General features: G+C 49.2%; 15 protein-coding genes. 3 read left to right on the plus strand and 12 right to left on the minus strand.

Annotated features, from left to right (window positions below; translation table 11 throughout):
- Positions 1 to 212: 212 nt before the first annotated feature.
- Positions 213 to 1,604, plus strand: coding sequence for an aldehyde dehydrogenase (locus tag FHS16_RS19605; RefSeq protein ID WP_183566465.1), 1,392 nt, complete (start codon positions 213 to 215; stop codon positions 1,602 to 1,604).
- Positions 1,605 to 1,781: 177 nt separating this feature from the next.
- On the opposite strand, the gene FHS16_RS19610 is transcribed toward FHS16_RS19605, so the two are convergent.
- A complete protein-coding gene (locus FHS16_RS19610) occupies positions 1,782 to 2,465 on the minus strand; it encodes a helix-turn-helix domain-containing protein (protein ID WP_183566468.1) in 684 nt (227 codons plus the stop codon).
- A 219-nt stretch (positions 2,466 to 2,684) separates the two neighbouring features.
- Here FHS16_RS19610 and FHS16_RS19615 point away from each other — a divergent pair, with 219 nt between their 5' ends.
- Positions 2,685 to 3,377: a helix-turn-helix domain-containing protein gene (locus FHS16_RS19615; protein ID WP_183566471.1), complete on the plus strand. Its 693-nt coding sequence runs from the start codon at positions 2,685 to 2,687 to the stop codon at positions 3,375 to 3,377.
- On the opposite strand, the gene FHS16_RS32275 is transcribed toward FHS16_RS19615, so the two are convergent.
- The 10 genes from FHS16_RS32275 to FHS16_RS19665 all read right to left on the minus strand — a co-directional run bounded on the left by FHS16_RS32275 (position 3,326) and on the right by FHS16_RS19665 (position 16,562).
- Positions 3,326 to 3,703: a response regulator transcription factor gene (locus FHS16_RS32275; RefSeq protein WP_183566474.1), complete on the minus strand. Its 378-nt coding sequence runs from the start codon at positions 3,701 to 3,703 to the stop codon at positions 3,326 to 3,328. The genes FHS16_RS19615 and FHS16_RS32275 overlap by 52 nt on opposite strands.
- Positions 3,704 to 3,741: 38 nt before the next feature.
- A complete protein-coding gene (locus FHS16_RS19625; RefSeq protein ID WP_183566477.1) occupies positions 3,742 to 5,106 on the minus strand; it encodes an ABC transporter substrate-binding protein in 1,365 nt (454 codons plus the stop codon).
- Positions 5,107 to 5,338: 232 nt separating this feature from the next.
- A complete protein-coding gene (locus FHS16_RS19630) occupies positions 5,339 to 5,809 on the minus strand; it encodes a heme-degrading domain-containing protein (protein ID WP_183566876.1) in 471 nt (156 codons plus the stop codon).
- Between the two features lie 102 nt (positions 5,810 to 5,911).
- On the minus strand, positions 5,912 to 8,275 hold the full coding sequence (locus FHS16_RS19635) for a glycoside hydrolase family 95 protein (protein ID WP_183566480.1): 2,364 nt from the start codon (positions 8,273 to 8,275) through the stop codon (positions 5,912 to 5,914).
- A 100-nt stretch (positions 8,276 to 8,375) separates the two neighbouring features.
- A complete protein-coding gene (locus FHS16_RS19640; protein WP_183566483.1) occupies positions 8,376 to 10,094 on the minus strand; it encodes an extracellular solute-binding protein in 1,719 nt (572 codons plus the stop codon).
- A gap of 67 nt (positions 10,095 to 10,161) precedes the next feature.
- Complete coding sequence (locus FHS16_RS19645; RefSeq protein WP_183566486.1) at positions 10,162 to 11,040, minus strand: carbohydrate ABC transporter permease; 879 nt, start codon at positions 11,038 to 11,040, stop codon at positions 10,162 to 10,164.
- A gap of 153 nt (positions 11,041 to 11,193) precedes the next feature.
- Positions 11,194 to 12,156 carry an ABC transporter permease gene (locus tag FHS16_RS19650; protein ID WP_221226418.1) on the minus strand — a complete coding sequence of 321 codons (963 nt, stop codon included), beginning with the start codon at positions 12,154 to 12,156 and terminating at the stop codon, positions 11,194 to 11,196.
- A gap of 279 nt (positions 12,157 to 12,435) precedes the next feature.
- Complete coding sequence (locus tag FHS16_RS19655) at positions 12,436 to 14,013, minus strand: response regulator (protein ID WP_183566489.1); 1,578 nt, start codon at positions 14,011 to 14,013, stop codon at positions 12,436 to 12,438.
- Positions 14,014 to 14,015: 2 nt separating this feature from the next.
- Positions 14,016 to 15,806: a cache domain-containing sensor histidine kinase gene (locus FHS16_RS19660; RefSeq protein ID WP_183566492.1), complete on the minus strand. Its 1,791-nt coding sequence runs from the start codon at positions 15,804 to 15,806 to the stop codon at positions 14,016 to 14,018.
- A gap of 102 nt (positions 15,807 to 15,908) precedes the next feature.
- Positions 15,909 to 16,562, minus strand: a complete 654-nt coding sequence (locus FHS16_RS19665) for an SGNH/GDSL hydrolase family protein (protein WP_183566495.1) — start codon at positions 16,560 to 16,562, stop codon at positions 15,909 to 15,911.
- Positions 16,563 to 16,976: 414 nt separating this feature from the next.
- Here FHS16_RS19665 and FHS16_RS19670 point away from each other — a divergent pair, with 414 nt between their 5' ends.
- The gene (locus tag FHS16_RS19670; protein ID WP_183566498.1) at positions 16,977 to 18,053 is read left to right on the plus strand and encodes a LysM peptidoglycan-binding domain-containing protein; all 1,077 of its coding nucleotides are present in this window, start codon (positions 16,977 to 16,979) and stop codon (positions 18,051 to 18,053) included.
- A 424-nt stretch (positions 18,054 to 18,477) separates the two neighbouring features.
- Here the strand turns inward: FHS16_RS19670 and wrbA are convergent, their stop codons facing one another.
- A complete protein-coding gene (gene wrbA / locus FHS16_RS19675; RefSeq protein WP_183566501.1) occupies positions 18,478 to 19,092 on the minus strand; it encodes an NAD(P)H:quinone oxidoreductase type IV in 615 nt (204 codons plus the stop codon).
- Positions 19,093 to 19,117: the final 25 nt, after the last annotated feature.

Here is a 19,117-nt window from a genome sequence, read left to right on the forward strand (position 1 = left end):
TAGGTTCTTTGCTACCATTATAGCCCATTTTGCTGCAGGAATGTCCTGACGCGCGCTACCTCTGCCTGGCCACTGAAAAAGGTCCTGTATGCAGAAGCCAGCCTTACAGCGCTTTGAGGACAGAAGCCTTAATTGCCGAATAAATACCAGCCTATTGTAGCTGTTCATGGCCCGACCTGCTACTATAGGGTTATAGCAAGGAGGATACGTTTATGCATGCTGCTGGCTCAGAAGATATTGAATCTATCATACAGGCACAAAAAGCTTTTTTCGAAAAGGGAACGACCAAGGATCTGCAATTCCGTCTCCAGCAGCTCGGCTTGCTTAAGCAAGCGATTAAGCGCTATGAGAAAGAGATTGTGGACGCTTTATATCAAGATTTGCGCAAAAGCGAATTGGAAACGTACATGACCGAAATCATAATCGCAACGAACAGCATCACCCACACCATGAAGCAGCTGAAGAAATGGATAAAGCCGCAGAAGGTAAAAACGCCGCTTTATTTGTTCCCGTCAAGCAGTCGGATCGTGAAGGAGCCCTATGGCACCATATTGATTATCGGGCCCTTCAATTATCCGTTCCAGCTCGTGATTGAGCCGCTTATCGGTGCGATTGCCGCAGGCAATTGCGCAATTGTGAAGCCTTCTGAGAATACGCCGCGTATATCCGCATTGATTCAACACCTACTCAACGAGACGTTTGAGCCTGCTTATATCAAAGTGATTGAGGGAGAGCGAGAAACCACTTCATTGCTTATTCACGCGCCCGTTGATTACATATTTTTCACGGGAAGCATCGGTGTCGGCAAGATTGTTATGGAGGCTGCAGCCAAACGGCTTGTTCCCGTTACGCTCGAACTAGGCGGTAAAAGTCCTGTCATCGTCGATTCCTCAGCGAATCTAGAGCTTGCCGCCAAACGAATAATCTGGGGGAAATGCCTAAATACCGGACAAACCTGTATATCGCCCGACTATTTGCTCGTCCATGAATCCGTCAAGGCGCCTTTGCTTTCCAAGATGAAGAAGGTTATCACCTCCTTCTATGGCTCTGACATCCAGCGTAACAAGGATTACGGCCGAATCGTTAATCGAAGGCAGTTCGACCGGCTTGCAGCCATTCTAGAGAAGGATCAAGCCAGCATTGCTTTTGGAGGGCGTACTGACGCTGCTGACCTGTTTATCGAGCCTACCTTACTCGACGGCATCACATGGGAAAGCGAAGCGATGTCTGACGAAATATTCGGTCCTATACTTCCTATTATGACGTATCGTCATATTGACGAGGCTGTCCGCGCGATCAACGCCAGACCCAAGCCGCTCTCCTTGTACCTGTTCACGGAAAGCAAACCGCTTGAGCATGAGGTCATGAACCGCATATCCTTCGGCGGCGGATGCATCAACGATACGATTCTTCATGCTTCTAACCCTCATCTTCCGTTCGGCGGTGTCGGCACGTCAGGTGTGGGCGCATACCATGGGAAACATAGCTTCGACGTGTTCTCGCATCGGAAGAGCATTCTGAAAAAGAGCGGAAAATTCGAGCTCGGGCTTGTGTTCCCGCCGTATGACGGGAAATTGGAAAGACTCAAAAAGCTGCTCAAGTGAGCAGCTCTTTGAGTCTTTTTATGAAGCTGTATCTGAAACCTATTGCTGCTTCGCATCCGTTATCATAATTTCCCCATCATCGAAAAAGACCATCACCTTCGCGTTAGCGCTGCTTCCAACGAAGAGAGAAAATAATGACCATACTGGTTTGATTGCAATTCTATTATTCTTATATTTCTATACTTTGTAATACCACAGGAGTAAATCAATCAGATCAGACTCCCCATCCGCATGCCATTCCTTATCCTCTGAATAAATACTCCTCTGAACCTTGATAATGCCGCTCCGCTTTGCCAATCGATTCATTTGGTTCTGCATGAATTTCGAATTGCAAAGCACGGTAACCTGCTCACAATGCGGTAGAAACCAGCGTTGAAGCTCTTCCCATTTCTCTGTCACCTCATACTGGAAAGCAATCGGCTGACCCTTGGTCATCATCTTGCTGTTATCGATCAGCAGCTTTACTTTCTTGGATTCGAGCTGCCTGCAAGCAGCCTTTAAATCCAAGCTGAACCTCTTTACTTCGTCCGGGTGCAAAGCGCCTGTAACCCGCCAGGCAATCAGGTTGTTCTCTTTATCCATGATATAGCTGAAGCGTTCGGCAAGCGGTCTGTCCAGCTCTCTTTTCAAAAACGATCTTTGCAAGGAAAAGCGTTCGGAATCAAAAAAATAACTGATATCCACGTCCAAGGTATCGCATAAAATTTCAATGTTCCTCAATGAAACATTCCGCTCTCCCCGTTCTACGGATCCGATATAGGATCGATCCAGCCCGGAGCGACAGGCAAGCGTATCCTGAGACATCCCTGTCTGCGTGCGCAATTCTCTCAAGCGCAATCCGAAATCTTTTAATATGGTCATGGGTTGCCCCCTTCATCTCTATAGTTATACCTCCATCATAAATACCGGATGATGCAGAGTCGACGGACTATGAGTATTTATTCCAGCATAAGCTGCGTGAGCAATTTCGAGAAGGGTGAGAAATTTTCACCCTCCCGCGTTATGAGCGTTGCTGGTACACTACAATAAATAAACATCGCACTTGATCTAATATGGATGACAGATAGGAGAACAGGTTATATGAATATTCAATCCGAATTCGGATTCCGCTGCAAGCAATTAAGAGCTCGATCCGGCATGTCACAGGAGACATTAGCCTTTAAGTCAGGACTGGACCGAACCTACGTAAGCAGCATTGAACGAGGCGAACGCAACGTCAGCTTGTTGAGCATGGTCAAAATCGCTGCCGCATTTCATGTATCATTGTCTTATATATTCTCGATAGAACGTTTCTCGGATAATCAGGCTTACCAGCCTCATGACTTCAACGAGCCTCTCTCCGAAAAATTCAAGTACATCATAGACTATGATAACCGAATTCTATCCTTCCAAATTAACGGCTTGCTCAATAAAACGCATACTGACCAAATGACTAAAACTTGGTTCAATCTAAGCAGCCTTATGGGCGGGAAGGAAGCTAAGGTTTTTTTCGATTATCGGAACATGAGAGCCTCTGACAACGAGCCTGCTGTTTTCTCCCCTGAGGTTCTAGAAAAAGCCGTCGAATTCCAAGAACAGCTGAATCAAAATTTCAGTCAAATCGTCGTGCTGTGCAACTCAGAATATATGGTTCACCAAATGAATTATATTGCTTCATTAAGCAGCGTACCCAACAGGTCGTCACATCTCTTCGGAACCGATCAAGATATGGCAGAGCATGCTTACCGTTTACTAGGAGTTAATGGAAATGAGCTTATAAAGTTTGCTGTATAGTCCTCTGAGCTTCTGTAGAAAAGCGGCTTGTGCAAGTAAACCGTCTTTCTCTGTTTATGATACAACTGGGGCAACAGCATGCTGCGGAATACGATTGCTTGCACCTCCCGGCTCGAGCTGGCTTTTAGCTTTTCTATGAGATTGCTGACATGATTTTTGGTCGTTTTCTCTGAGATATGAAGCTGCTCCGCCAATTCACGATTGCTGAAGCCTGTTACCGAAAGAAGCTGGAGCACTTCCAGCTCGCGCTTTGTCAAATCATATCTCTCCTTCAGCATCTGAAAGAATTGAACGGGCACAGGGTGATTCATTATGTTATTCTCCATCTAAGCAGCTCCCCATACTGTGTATTTGTCCTGAACAATCATTCCTCCAGCATCGATTGCGCTTTGGTCTGCAAGCTTTCAAGCGCTTTATCTAGCGGGGTCTCCCCGTCTGCATAAGCTTGCAATTCGCTCTCCGCCAGCTCGTCGAATCTGCTGATGAACAAGTCCGAGAGCAAATCCGCGTCCTCATATGTGTCGTTCTCTGACTTAGAAGGCTTCAGTCCATAGAATGCTTCCAGGTTATGCCCTTGATCATCTTTTATATAAGCTTTACGGACTGAAAGCCCGTCCCTTATATTGCCCTTCGCCCTAACCCTAGCGTATTCCTCACTGTTTACATATTCAATAAAGGCCCATGCATCCTCGGCTTTGGTCGATTCGCTGTTAATGGCGAATATTTGATGAAAACCGTATGCTCCGTATTCGGGATCACTCGGATTGATCGGCACCGTCACTACATCCCAATTGCTTACAGCCTTATCCGGAAGCATGGCCTGAGCCTGTTTAATCTGATCTGCGAGAGGCGACCCGTCTATTGCCATCGCAGCCTTCCCCGCAACAAAGGGGTCCCTAAGAAGAAATATCTCTAACGTTGTACCTCCTGCTGCGCTGGCAGCAGTCTCTCGATACAAAGCACCGGAGGCAAGAGCCTTATGGGCCATCTCATAAACCATTTTCCAAGATTCTGTGTTCACCGTGACCTGTTGCTGTGCTGGTTTGACAAAACTGAGACCCAATGTGTGGCCAATCATGTCCCCAAGCTTGTAGAGGCTCTCTTGCCCGCTGCCTATCTTCAATCCGTAAACCCGACTATCCTGTTCTTTGACCGCAGGAAAACGGGCAGCCAACTGAAGTAGCTCATCCCAGCTCATCCTGTCACTCGGATACGGAATATCATAGTGATCGAATAAATCTTTGTTATAATAGATAGCCTTGCTATAAAAAACGGGAGTCATACCATTTAATTTACCGCCGCCCATCTCCCGCAAATAATCCATCACACCCGGCACCATTCCTTCCTCGACCAATGGATCTCGTCGAACAAACGCATCAAGCTCCCTGAGCCTTCCTTCAGCCGACATCTCTTTATATTGAGCGGAGTCGAGCAAGATGACATCTGGCTTTTCCTTATCTATAATCGTTTCAATCATTGCCCTGTATTGATTTCCTTGCTCGACATTTGCAGCTCGGGTCGGCACGACCTCGATCTCGATTTCAGGATGCAGAGCAGAGAACAGCATGCCATACTGCTGATAGAAGCTTTCTTCGGTGTCGTACATGACACGTATCGTTGCGGGTTCCGTTATTCGATTCTCTTCCCTGTTTCCAATACCGCAGCCGGTTAATACCCCTAAGGCTGCCACCAACATAATCATCGATCTGTAGATTCTGCGTTTGTCCATTTTTTTCTCCATTCTTTGGCGTTTATAACATTGCTGTAGTGACTCGATCTTGGATTACAATCATGTTTTTCATCGCGTTAATTGAGGAGTAGCCCTCCATTTCCATTAAAACTAATGTAATTCATCCCTAGAATCGGAGTCGACGGACGATGAGTATCATTCCGACAAAAAAAAGAAGAACGAGACTCCATATGGAGCATTCTCGATCTTCTTCTCTACTTACATTCGTTTATTAAGTTAAAAAGCGGCGAAGAGCAGCGATAAGCAAATCATGATCCTCTTGATCCGGCAAGCCGGACACGGTGATTGTTCCGATCTGCCCTTCTCCGCGCACATGCAGCGGAAATGCGCCGCCTGCGCCTACGTAATCGACAAACGGAAGCCCATGCTTCGCTTCCATCGTCGTGCCTTCACTTTGGAGCTGGCAAGCCATTCTCCATGAGCTGGTCCCAAAATGGTTCGCGACATTATTTTTACGCCGAATCCAATCCTCGTTCTCCGGTGACATGCCTTCCATCGCATGGAGAAATAGTCGATGGCCGCCGCGGGTTATGTCTACCGTTATCCGCTTGTTCCTTTTCCTTGCTTCCTCTACGACGGCAAGCCCAAGCTCCAGCGCGGTATCATTCGTGAACATGGAGAACTGCAGCTCCTGCTCCTCCTGCTCCATCTGCTGTATTCTTTCTTGAATCGTTAGTGTCATGGTCACATTGGCTCCTCTTTGCTCTGTCTCGCAAGGATGTGTTTGCCATCCCTTTGCAACCATCATATCGCGAATGACATACCTTGCCAACAAGCTCTCTCATCATTCTTCCAAGCGCGAGAGAAGATAGCTCTCCCCGGCTATAACCTGGAATGCGCCTCCCTCACAAGCAATTGATGCTCCCGCTTCATCGCGCACTTCAAATTCACCACTGTGTGCAATCATGCAAATTCCGTTTGCCGCTGCGGTTATTGAAGCATGTCTCCACTCGCCTCCATCCCATGTAATTCCAACCGTGAAGCCCCCTCTTGCTCTTAATCCGGATACACTTCCCTCCGGCCAAGCGCTTGGCAGAGCAGGCAGCAGCGCAATGGCAGCTTTATGGCTTTGCAGCAGCATCTCCGCTATGCCTGCGGTTCCCCCGAAGTTGCCGTCTATTTGGAACGGCGGGCCATCATTGAATAGATTAGCATGCGTCGAGCGGGAAAGCAGCGTACGCACAAATCGATGCGCCTCCTCCCCATCTCGCAGCCTGGCGAATTGATTGATCAGCCAGGCGCAGCTCCAGCCCGTATGCCCGCCGCCGTGACTCAGCCTGCGTTCCAGCGATATTCTCGCCGCCGCAAGAAGCTCCGGCGTTTCCTCCGTCATCCGTTCTCCCGGATGAAGGTCGTATAATTGGGAAATATGCCTGTGGCCTGGTTCGCTTTCCTCGAAATCATAAAACCATTCCTGAAGCTGGCCATGACGGCCGATCTGAAGCGGCGGTAGCTTCAACAAAGCTGCCTCCAGCTCCACTACGAATGGCGAATCGGCTTCTAATAATCGGCATGCTTTGATGCAGTGCGTGAACAGCTCGCGAACCATGCTGATATCCATTGTGCTTGCAAGCGATACGCTGCTTAATTCGCCGCTTTGTGTAACAAACTTATTCTCGGGTGAGGTCGATGGATTCGTTACCAAATAACCGCCGGGTCCCTCGATCAAGAAATCGAGTAAAAACATGGCGCTCCCCTTTAGAAGCGGATATGCCGTCTTCTCCAGAAACGAGAGATCCAAGCTGTACGCATAGTGCTCCCATAAGTGCCGGGTTAGCCAAGCTCCGCCAAGCGGCCAAAACGCCCAGCTAGCATCCCCGCCGGTAGGGACGGTAGAACGCCACAAATCCGTATTGTGGTGAGCCACCCACCCCCTTGCAGCATAATGGATTTTCGCCGTTCGCTGCCCGGATTCCTCTAGCTCGCGCAGCATTTCAAAAAGCGGACTATGGCATTCGCTAAGCGCGCATACCTCCGCGGGCCAATAATTCATCTGCGTATTGATATTGATTGTGTAGTTGCTGTTCCATGGCGGCTGCACCTGATGGTTCCATATCCCTTGCAGATTAGCCGGCTGCGTTCCGGGCCTTGAACTCGCCATCAGCAAGTATCGGCCATACTGCAAATACAACGCTTCAAGCTGTGGATCCTCGCCTCCATTCCGATAAGCAATCAGCCGCTTATCAGTTGGCTGGTCCGCAGCTGCCGTCATGCCGAGATTCAGCTCAACTCTGCCAAACATTCGGGTATGATCTTTTGTATGATTGCTGAGCAGCCCGCTGCTCCCGCGAGTCTCCGCGACAGCCATTCGATCCGTACAGCGTGCGCTTGCCGCTTGTAATCCAGCAGGCGCTTTATCATAACGAACAAAGTCGGTAGCAGCAGCAAGTAACAGCGTCACTTTCCGCGCCCCTGTAATATGCAGCCTTCCATCCGATGTTTCGCTTACCGCGCCATCCTCAAGCAGCACCTTTAGCTGAAGCTCGAAGGATAAGCCGCCCCCATCCTCGAACAAGACCGGATGAGGATGATCTCCCTTATAATTGTCAGCGACGTGAGTCGGACAATGCCCGGTGAGCACCAGCTTATCGCGCTCTGCTCCGACCTTATGCGGAAGCAGGGAGTCAACCGATACGAGCAGCTCCAGCTCCCCTGCGCTTGCTTCATAGGTAACGACCATGACGTCATCCACAGCGCTAACGTAAGCTTCTCTTAGCACTTTCCCGTTGCCCAATCCGTATTCTGAAGATGCAATGCCCGTTGCCAAATCCAGTTCACGCCTGTAGCTGCCATTATCATTCGCCGGAAGACCTGCATGCTCGACCCACAGGTTTCCAAGCGGCTGATACGGCTCCGTATTTACCCCGAGCATCTTCTCATTGATTAACCGCTCCGCTTCGGCATACTCACCGCTGTCTACACTGGACCGCGTCCTTTTCAAATACCTTAATGCTTCATAATTGTTCGTATCACGCGGGAAACCCGCCCACAGCGTATCCTCGTTTAATTGTATCCGTTCGCAGCCCATGCCTCCGAATACCATTCCGCCAAGCCGCCCGTTTCCGATCGGCAGCGCTTCTTCCCATTTCATTGCGGGAAGCTCGTACCAAAGCTTCCAGGCTTGTTGTTCAATGCCAAGCTTATTCATAGTTATCTCCCCTTTCGCATGCGGCTAAAGCATACATTGTAGCAAAGAAAAGAGCGGACAAGCTTCCCTGTCCGCTCCGCTATTATTTGACACCCTCTACTTATTTAATACCTTTTTTCTCCAGGTCGGCCAGATGGCGCTCATACATAACCTTCTCAACCTTATCTGCGCCTACTTTGTCCATGTCCTTCACGAAATCATTGTAGATGTCATCGAATTCCTTGTCGGTCCCCGCCAGCACGAGCATTGGAATCGTTTTGTTCCACAGGTTCTTAATCTTGGCGTTGATTACGCCCTCCGGCGTTGAGCCCTCCGGCTCGATATTCTCAAGTCCTAACGAGAAGCTGTCGAAATTGTATTTCTTCAGCAAATCCTTGGCTGCCGCTTGCTCGGGCTGCTTCTCATCGAAATCACGTTTGTCTGCGGCATCCCATAGCTTGCCTGAGCGCCACATCAACGTGGATGCCGTAAAGCCATACTGGCTGTACCATGCGTTATTATCGCTAAGCTCAAGCGCTTTTACTTCATCCTTCGCTTTCGGCAGCCCGTCGATCATGTCATACGTTTCGCCTTCTTTGCCATAGCGGAAATCCAACTGTCCTTCGTCCGACCATGCATACTCAAGGAACTTAATGATGCGTTCCGGATTTTTTGCCTTTTTCGTAATGAAGAAGCCCTGCCAGCCCATTAGGCGGCTCGCCGGATAACGAGGCTCTTGCCCGCCGACCTTCAGGCCGTCCAGTACGACATACGTTTTATCCTCGCCCAGCGTGCTTTTGATCTTCGGATTATATTGTGTATACATGCCGTTCATGAAAGCCGAGGTTACGATAAAATTAGCGCCATAAATTTTCTCGTCATATTGCTCTTGCTTTGCAATCAGCTGCTGTGAATCGAATAATCCGTTTTTCGCCAGGCTGTTCACATAACGGAACGCGTCGATGAATTTCGCATCCCGCATCGGATACAGCACGCGCTGCGTGTCGTCCTTGATCCGATTCTCCATATTCATCGGGGAGAACGAATCAATGAGGTAATCCATCGATAGGCTGCCTTGGAAGCCCCACATCGATACGTCAAATGATTCCATACCGACCGGGCTCAGCTCCGGATACTTTGCTTTCGCTTGCTCCAAAAATTGCTGGAGCTGCTGCTCTGTCTCAATCTTCGGTTCGCCAAGCGCTTTGTAAATGTCTTTGCGCACAAACCATGGACGAATGCCTGTAATCGGAATGCCGTTTGTAAGGCGCTCTTCCGTTTCGTAGTTATTAGGCAAATACCATAGCTTGCCGTCCACGGAATGGTATTTGATAATTTCAGGGTCAATCAGATCCCATAGCTTTGGCGCATATTGGTCGATAAGCTCATCCAACGAATACAGCATGCCGTTGTTAATCAGCTTCGTCACCTGCGGATGGTTCCAATCCAGCATAAGGGTATCAGGCAAATCATTCGAGGCAATCAATGTATTCAAGAAATCGTTATCGTTGCCGGTAGCAAGAAAACGGTCAATCGTAACGCCTGTTTTCTCTTTAATTTGCTTCATATTGAGCTGGTCTTTCCACAAATAGTTGGATGCCCAAGTACCATAGAAATATTGGCGGAACGTAAAGGGCGAAGTATCCTGCTTCCATTCGAGCTCATTCGGATCGCTGGATGTCTGCGGCGCATTCGCGGCATTGCCTGTCTCTGTGTTGGCACCGCCATTGCTTGCCGCCGGCTCGTTATTTTTGCCGCTGCTGCAGCCTGTAATCGCTAAAGCCAGCACAAGAATGAATGCCAAAGCAGCTGTAAGCGACTTTCTTTTTGATTGGTTCATGATGAATGAATCCTCCCTTTTCGAATTGCTTCTATATATCGGGCAGTTTGCCCGCGGAAGCCGTTGATTAGCCTTTGACAGAGCCGATCATAATGCCTTTGACAAAATATTTTTGCAGGAAGGGATAAGAGAATACGATCGGCAGCGTCGTAATGACCATCGTTGCCAGCTTCACTGATTCCGCAGTCACTGCTTTCATCCCCAGATTGCTCGCCATTAAGCTTACATTGCTGTTCGAGCTAATAATTTGCATAAGGATTTGCTGCAGCGTCCGCAGGCTCTCGCCGCCGTACAGCATGGCGTCAAACCAAGAGTTCCAATGGAACACCGCATTATAGAGCGCGATTGTAGCAAGCACGGGCTTAGAGACCGGCAGCACAAGGCGCCAGAATATCGTCAGCTCGTGAGCGCCGTCCACTTTGGCCGACTCCTCCATTTCCTTCGGTATGCCCCGGAAGAAGGTAATCATAATCAAGGCATTGAACACGCTGAACAAATTGGGCAAAATATAAGCCAAGAAGCTGCCCTTTAGATGGAGATATTGGGCAATGAGCAAATACTGCGGAATAAGGCCGCCGCTGAAATACATGGTGATGATGGCAAGTATAAGAAACAGCTTGCGGCCAAGCAGCTCTGGCTTCGATACGCCGTACGAGAACGCTGCGGTGAAAAGGACAGCCGTGGCCGTTCCCACAATCGTACGCAGCACCGTTACTACAAAAGCGTTGATCAAGCTTTCGTCCTGCAGCACCATTTTGTAATTCTCGAAGGATAGTACGCGCGGCCAAAAGGTGATGCCGCCCCGCGCCGCATCGGCAGGATCGTTAAGCGAAGTAATCAATATATTATAGAACGGATACAAGGTCACGAAGGCAAGCAGCACGAGCAGCACGACATTCGCCGCGTCGAACAGCTTCTCCCCCGTTGTCCGGTGTACAGCATTCATAGCTGACCCTCCTTTGTTAAAATATAAGACTTTATATGTTTCACGCGATAAAGTGAGCTTCTATTTCTGCGAGAAACGGATACCCTCCTCCTGCTGAGGACGGCGAAGCCGTTTCTTCTTGTGCCTAGCTGGATATTCGGTGCCAGCCTGCGGTTAGAACAAGCTTTCTTTTGTCATTTTGCGTGATGAATAGTTGGCTCCCAGCATGAGCAGGAAGGCGACGACGGACTGGAACAATCCTACTGCGGTACCATATGAGAACCTTCCAAGCACAAGACCCATCTCATAGGAGTAGATCGACAGCACATTCGCTTGATCCTGCGTCATCGAATTTTTCATAAGGAACAGCTGATCAAAGTTGGCATTTACAAGCCCGCCGACGTTCAGAATGAGCAGGATAACGACCGTCGGCTTAATCGCCGGCAAAGTCACATGCCATATTTTGCGAAAGCGTCCCGCGCCGTCCACCGTTGCCGCTTCATAAAGCTGCGGGTCAATGCTCGCGATCGCAGCAAGGAATATAATCGAGTTCCATCCGATGTTTTTCCATACTTCCGATACGACAACGAGCGTCGTGAAGGTTTTGGGATCGCCCATAAGCAGCTGATCCTGCGTGATCAGGCCGAGCCATTGAAGCAGTCCGCTGAGCGCTCCCGTTCTCGGATCAAGCAGCGTGTACATAAAGCCGACAACGAATACCCATGAAATAAAGTAAGGCAGATAGGACAGCGACTGCACGACCTTCTTCAGTCGCTGTGCCCTTAGCTCATTGAGCATAATCGCCAGCAATATCGGTGCAGGGAATCCGAACAGCAGCTTCAGGAAGCTGATTTTAAACGTATTGGCAACCGAATCCAAAAAGCTTGGATCAATAAACAGCTCTTTGAAATTGACTAATCCGACCCAAGGGCTGAAGGTAAAGCCCTGCACCGGGTTGTACTCCTCGAATGCAATAATAATGCCGTACATCGGCACGTAATGGAATATAATTAGCCAAATGACAGCCGGCAGCGTTAGAATCATTAAGTAGCGCTGTGCCCATAATCGCTTGCCGAAAGGGCTTCGCGCAGTCCCGCTGCTTGCTTTGGGCCTTGCGGCCATAGTCAAGTCCTCCATCTGTCCACCCCTTCTCTTGATGTTTTCCCTGCTCTTATTGTAGAAGATAGAAAAGCAGCGAGATATATCAAAAAGTGTGGTTTGTTTCGTTAATCAACGCACTTTTAGAAACGCTTACATTTACCGCCCAGCACAAGCGTAAACGGCTGTTGCCGTCCTCTGGCGGCTAAGCTTACGTTTCGCGTAGAAATATAGTGAAAGTTGGCGAAAAGATATACTTTCCTATATTTTGAAAAAAGCTGCCTGTCGCTCAGGCAGCCTTTCGTTTTTTAAGTGTTCTCATTTGCGATGCAGCATGTCCTGGTACTCCCCCGGCGAAATGCCGAACGCATTTTTAAACACGGTGCAGAAGTAAGAGGTGCTTGGGATGCCTACTTCCTGGGCAACTGCCGCAACTTTATAATGAGACAAAGCCAGAAGCGACTTGGCCTTCTCCATTCTCACCGCAGCGAGCCGGTCGTGAAACGATTGCCCGGTCGTCTTCTTATATAAAGACCCTAGATAATTAGGCGATAAGAATACCTCTTCCGCTATGGACTTCAGACTGATATCCGATGACATGTACTTCTGCTCGATCAATTTGTTTACTTGGCGGATGATGTACTCCTCTTTGCCGTCTCGTTTCTCTCGTATCGCCTTAAGCGCTTCCTTAATAAAGTGCAGCGTGTACACTTTGATAGCGGCTAGCGCCGGCAGCGCGTAGAGCTGTTCGCCAGGGTCCGTGCCAAGGCACTCATCGGTTTGGCTCGTGCCTGCCAGCACGGACAGTTCGAAGAGCAGTCCGCTTATATAATGGCGAATGTAGTCGCCGTCCGCGCCTCGCCGCTCCACTAGCGCTTGGAACATTTCCTCCGCGCTGGCACACGCTTTTGCTTCATCAAGCGCTTGAACAGCATGGACGATAGCCTTAACCTGCTGACTGCTCCGCTGCAGGAAATCGGCGACCTCGCTTAGAAATGCCGCTCTCTCCCGCTCCACCTGCTCCAAGCCGACAATACCTCTCGCGTCCCAGAACGATGCATAAGCCAGCACTTGCTCCGCCTGCTTGACAGATTCCGCAATACGCGATAAACCATCCACAACCGGACCTGTTCCAATCTTTATATTGGACTGCCATAGCCATCCGCTCTCTCCCGCCATCCGCCGGGCAAGCATAGCAGCGAACTCCTCCTGCTGCTCCTTGGGCTCTGGAATAACGATGATCCACTGTCCCTCCCGATGATCCGAATAAGCGATTACACACGGAATTGGGAATAGATTGCGCAGCCGTTCCACAGTTCGGTCCTGCTTCGTCTCCGCGATTGCATACGCCACATATCTGCCATGCTCGGAACCGAGTCCCTCTGCTTGCGCCACCTCCTTGACCTGCTTCGGCTCTAACGTTCCGAAGAGCAAATCATGCAGCCACTTTTCTTTCATCCGCTCGCGATGCTCCTCGACCTCAGCCCGCAGCTTCTCTCTCTCTTGCTTGAACTGAACATCCTCCTCGCATTCGCGGATCACTTTCTGAACCGCTTCGAGCAGCTTCTGTTCACCGATAGGCTTCAGGACATAATGGCTCGCTCGAATATCAATGGCTTTGCGCGCGTATTCGAAATCGCCGTAGCCTGTCAAAATAATAATTCGGATATGCGGCTTAATCTCCTTGATTCTGCGGGACATCTCCAGGCCATCCATGCCCGGCATCCGAATATCGGTAATAATGATATCCGGGTCCAGCTCCAGCGTATGCTCCAGACCTTCAATTCCGTCGCGTGCCGTACCGGACAGCTCAATGCCGAGGGATGTCCAATCAAGGAAATCGACCAGACCTTCCCGCTCCCAACGCTCGTCTTCTACGATCAGCAATTTATACATAGTCACGCTCTCTCCTTGGCAAACGTAATCATTACCGACGTTCCAATGCCCGGTGCGCTGTGAATGCGGAAGGCATGCTTATCGCCATAATAAGAGTTCAGTCTCTCCGTTATGTTTTTCACTGCATAGCCGCTGCCGCTCGTACGCTCAATATTGCCGACAAGCAGCGCGGCAAGCCGCTCCTTGGACATGCCGACTCCGTCGTCAATTACCTTGAAACAAAGCATGTCATCAGCCTCAAGCGAGGCTTTAATTTGCAGCGTGCCCCGATCCCGCTTGGGCTCGATCCCATGATTCAGCGCATTTTCAACAATGGGCTGAAGAATATTTTTGACGACGCAATACTCATAGACGCGCTCATCGATATCATATACGACATCAAACATTTCCTCGAACCGAAACTTTTGGATCGCCAAATACGCCTTCACCATCTCCAGCTCGTCCTTTATCAGAATCTCCCGTCTTCCTTTGTTTAGCACCAGCCGGTAAAACTGCGCTAAAGCCCCTGACAAATGGACGATTTCCGTTGAATTCGCCTTTCGTGCCACCCATGATATGGTAGCCAGCGTATTGTAGAGAAAATGCGGATTAACCTGCGACTCCAGCGCCTTAAGCTCCGCTTCACGCTCCATCAGCTGGCTTTTGTACACCGTCTCGACCAGCTCGTGAATTCTCTCGGTCATATGGTTGAAGCTAATCGCAATTTGAGAAAACTCATCATTGGATTGGACAGGCACCGAGACGGTTAATGAGCCTTCTTTTACCCGTTTCATGGCCAGAACAATCCGCTTCAGCCGCGACAGCAGGGCATTCGTAATGAAATAGACGACAAAGCCGAGCACGACGAGCGCAATGAGCAGAATGCCCGTAATGGAGAACGCAGACTCCTTCACCTTCTCGTTCAGCCCGCTGACTGGAAATATCCCGATTAACCGCAGCTCAAGATCATGCAGCGGCACTGAAATCACGACCGACTTGCGGCCATTTACCTTAAGCACCTGATTAAACCCCGTATCAATCGGCAGCTGTGCCAAACCTTCGTCCGTAATTTGCTGCTTGAACAATCCGCTCTTATTGCTGGATACGACATGGTTATCCCGATCAATCATAAAAAGCTCGCCGATCTGGCCCGTGCTCTCCGAATTCAATATATCGAATAAATCACTCTCTAATATTTCAATTTCAAGCAAGCCGACCGTATCGAAATATCGTATGGAATTAATTTTCTGATAAAAGGAAAAAACATTCTCAGGCTGACCGCGCTTCGGGATATTCAAGAGAAGCTTCTCGGTGTGAAGCCCGCGCCAGCCGAATATGTTCGTATCATCGCTCGTAACCTCTCTCACCCATGGCTGATCCTCGATGCGGGAGATTTGATAGAAGCTGTCATAAATTTCCGGAATTGACGGGTTCGTCATATATACGCGCAGCGAATGCACGCTTGGATTTTGCCTCAGCACATTTTCCACGTAAGGGCTAATGTTCGACGTGTAATCATCATAGGCGAATGAGTTTTTATTGAAATCGCTTCCCAAAAAGGTTTGAAGCCTAATATCCGAAGTTAGCAGCTTCGAGATGTTCTGGATCATATTCATCTTGTTCATCAAGCTGTTGCGCGTTTGCAGCAGGTTCTGCTCCATAACCATCTGTGCCTGCGACACGGCCGAGCCCGATAATTGCAAATACAGATAAATGCCGCAGGCAGACAAGGAAACAGCCAGAATACAAAGAAACGTCGCAACAAATTTCCAGGTTACGCTTAAATTTCGGAACAGCTTCGTTATTTTATGCATAAGCCTAACCTTCTCCTCTTGGTGTAAACGCAAGAAACCGGCTTCCTGTCGATGCCGGCTTGGTCTCCTTACCTATACAGCGTTATCCAAAATGGATATGTCCTATACGCCCGCAGCTTCTTTGTCCAGCACGGTTTCCAGCCATTTCCTTGCGATCAGCTCATGCCCGGCAGCAGTAGGATGCACCCCATCCCATAGCCAGTAGCTGGCATCTGCCCGGGTGCACGCTTCATCAAACGCTGCCTGCAGCGGAACAAAAATAGCGCCGAACTGGTCTGCAAGCCCGCGTACCGTGTGACGGTAAGCCGTTATCCGCTCCGACCACGCCTGCCAATTCTGGCTTGGCGCTCCCGTGTTCAGAACAAAGGGCTCGCAAAGCACAAGCTGCGCTGCGGGCAGCACCTGCTTCGTTTCCTCCAAAATATGGCGATATGCCCGCTCATAGCGATCCGTAATTCCGCTAGCCTCTCCGTTCATCGATCGCCACGCATCATTCACGCCGACCAAGATGCTGATGATGTCGGGATTCAAGCTGATCGCGTCTTCATTCCATCTCGCATAGAGATCCGAGGCTCTATCGCCGCTTATTCCTCGGTTGACGATGACCGGCTGCTGCTCTGCCCATACAAAGCTGAGTCTTGCTCCCACAATGTAGGCATAGCTGTGTCCCAGTATATGATTGGGATCATCGGTTCTTCCCCTTGCCCCATCCGTAATAGAGTCGCCTTGAAAAAGAATCACTCTTTTTTCCATCATTGAATGCCCCTTTGCCTTTCTCTTTCGGATCTCTAGCATCCGTATGTTTATTATAGGCGAAAAAGATTTTTTTCGACATTTCAAAAATCAACGATCCTATCCAAAATCAACGCAGGAGGCGGAGAAGCAGGATAGCGCACGCTTATTTATGAGAGTTTTCCCATGTACAGTTTTTGTTTAGAAAGATCGTGTAATATAAACGTTATTACTGGATATTTCCAATTCTATCGCTGTAGATTGCGCCAAAAGGCATGCTGAAGCCTAAAGTAAGAGCACCTAAGGAAATACTTGAACATGCGAGTTACATTAGTAGCATTTTGAACCCTGCTGAAATGGCTGATTAGGCCTATTCCACAGATTTCGACAAGTCTGATAGAGTAGAAATAAGTTGAGGAACAAGGGAGAAGATCACGCTTGAGTAACCATACTACACGCAGCAACAAACGACCCAAGGGCAGTCTGACATCATTTAAGAAAGCAACGGTAACCCTTTATCTGGCCGTCGTCATCATTCTCGTTTCCGTCTGCGGAGTACTCTACAGCAAATATACGAATTTGGTCGACACCAATCTTCAATCAGCGACAGCTGAGCATTCTGACGCGAGTAATCAAGCGGAGAACCATAATGCCTCTAACTCTGATTCGGGGACCAACGATCTTAATGGACATGTACCCGTCACGGATGAGCCAATCCCGGCTGGCACGATCGATGCAGAGGAAACGCAAGAACCAACAGAGGATGTCGGGAAGAATGGGAATAATACCGAGCCAGCAGTCACCGATGCGCCGGTCAAGGACGAGGTAGAGCCAACCATTCCAAAGCAAACGGAAAAACCAATTCAGGATCAGAAGGATGACGACAGCAAGCCGGAAGGCGAGAGCCCCGCTGTAAAGCTCCCTACGACCTATGTGGTCCAGAAAGGCGATACCTTAAGCACGATATCAGAGAAATTTTATCAGTCCAAGGACCATTACGCGCTGCTTGCGGAGCATAACCATATTCTGTTTATTAATGATATGAAAGCCGGCGACACGCTAACTATTCCAGCATTAGCCTCTGGGAACAGCACATCAGGCAGCAAGCCGCAGGAAACCAAGGATTACTCCAAGATTAATCTGCCGGCAACCTATTTAATTCAAGCTGGCGATACCCTCTCAGGTATTTCCAGAATGTTTTACAAATCGGCAGAATATGTAGATTACATTGCCGATGAAAACAAGCTGGACAAAAACAAAGGGCTAAAGGCAGGCACCAACTTAGTCATCCCTTCCCTTAAGAACAATCAACCAGATGAATCCATCGGCTCTGGTGACAATTCGGAAGATTTCCAAGCTTCGGAACATACGGTGAAAAAGGGCGAGACGCTCTACAGCATCTCCAAAATCTACTATGGCACAACCAAGCACGCCATGTTTATTGCCGACTACAATCATATCGTTGATATTAATGAGCTAAAAGCAGGTACGGTACTGAAAATCCCTAAGCCGTAATCTAGGGACTTTCCGTTCTACTCCTTTGTCCAAGCCGCATAAAAACTTGTTAAGCTGACAACGGCAAACGAACAAGCGTAAACGGCTGAAGCCGTCCTCTGGCGGCTAAGCTTACGTTTCGCGTAGAAATATAGAGAAAGTTGGCGTAAAGATATACTTTCCTATATTTTAAAAAAGAAGCTCCGCAATCGCGGAGCCTCAGGCTGTCGAGAAAGTCTCGGCAGTTTTTTTGACGTCAGCCTGCACGAAGTCAGGCATGAAGTGTTCGCCTCCACCTCGATCGAATGGCGTAAGCATCTTTGCCCTGACCTATCCCAAAACAGGCTTTTTAAAAAAAAGAGAACCTCCGCGCCTTGAAAAAAGGCGGGGTTCCCTCCAATCCGAGGACAGCACCATGCTGTTCTCTCGTCTTTCTATAGTAGGCTCAAGCCTCGGCAAGCCCGCTCTTCACCCATTGCGCAACCGTAACCGTACGTTTGGCTTGATACTCTACCGCTGCTCTAACGTCTTCGACCATTTTCCCGCCTTGAACAGTTACGCTTGTACCGTAAGGATTGCCGCCTGCTTCAAAGGTTACGGGGCTTGTGTAACCTGGCGCAGCCACAATCGCTCCCCAGTGGTACATGGAGGTATACAGACCGAGAATCGTCTGCTCTTGACCGCCGTGGGCATTCTGCGCCGAGGTCATGCCGCTTACGACCTTATTGACCAGCTTGCCATTGAACCAAAGCGCGCCTGTTGAATCGAGAAACTGCTTAACAGGACCTGGAATGCCGCCAAAGCGCGAAGGAATACTGAAGATAATTGCATCGGCCCATTCAAGATCTTTGTAAGTAACCTCTGGAATTTCCTTCGTCTCTGCGATATGCGCCCGCCAAATCGGATTAGCTTGAATAGCGTCCTCCGTTGCCAGCTCTGGTGTCTTCAGAATGCGCACCTCTGCTCCTGCCTCTTCGCCTCCCGCTGCCGCCCACTCCGCCATTTGGTAATTCGTTCCTGTAACACTGTAATAAATAATAGCCAGCTTCACCTTCGACATGCTGTACATCTCCCTCTGTATACTG

The sequence above is a fragment of the Paenibacillus endophyticus genome (assembly GCF_014192395.1).
GTDB classification, from domain to species: Bacteria; Bacillota; Bacilli; order Paenibacillales; family Paenibacillaceae; genus Pristimantibacillus; species Pristimantibacillus endophyticus.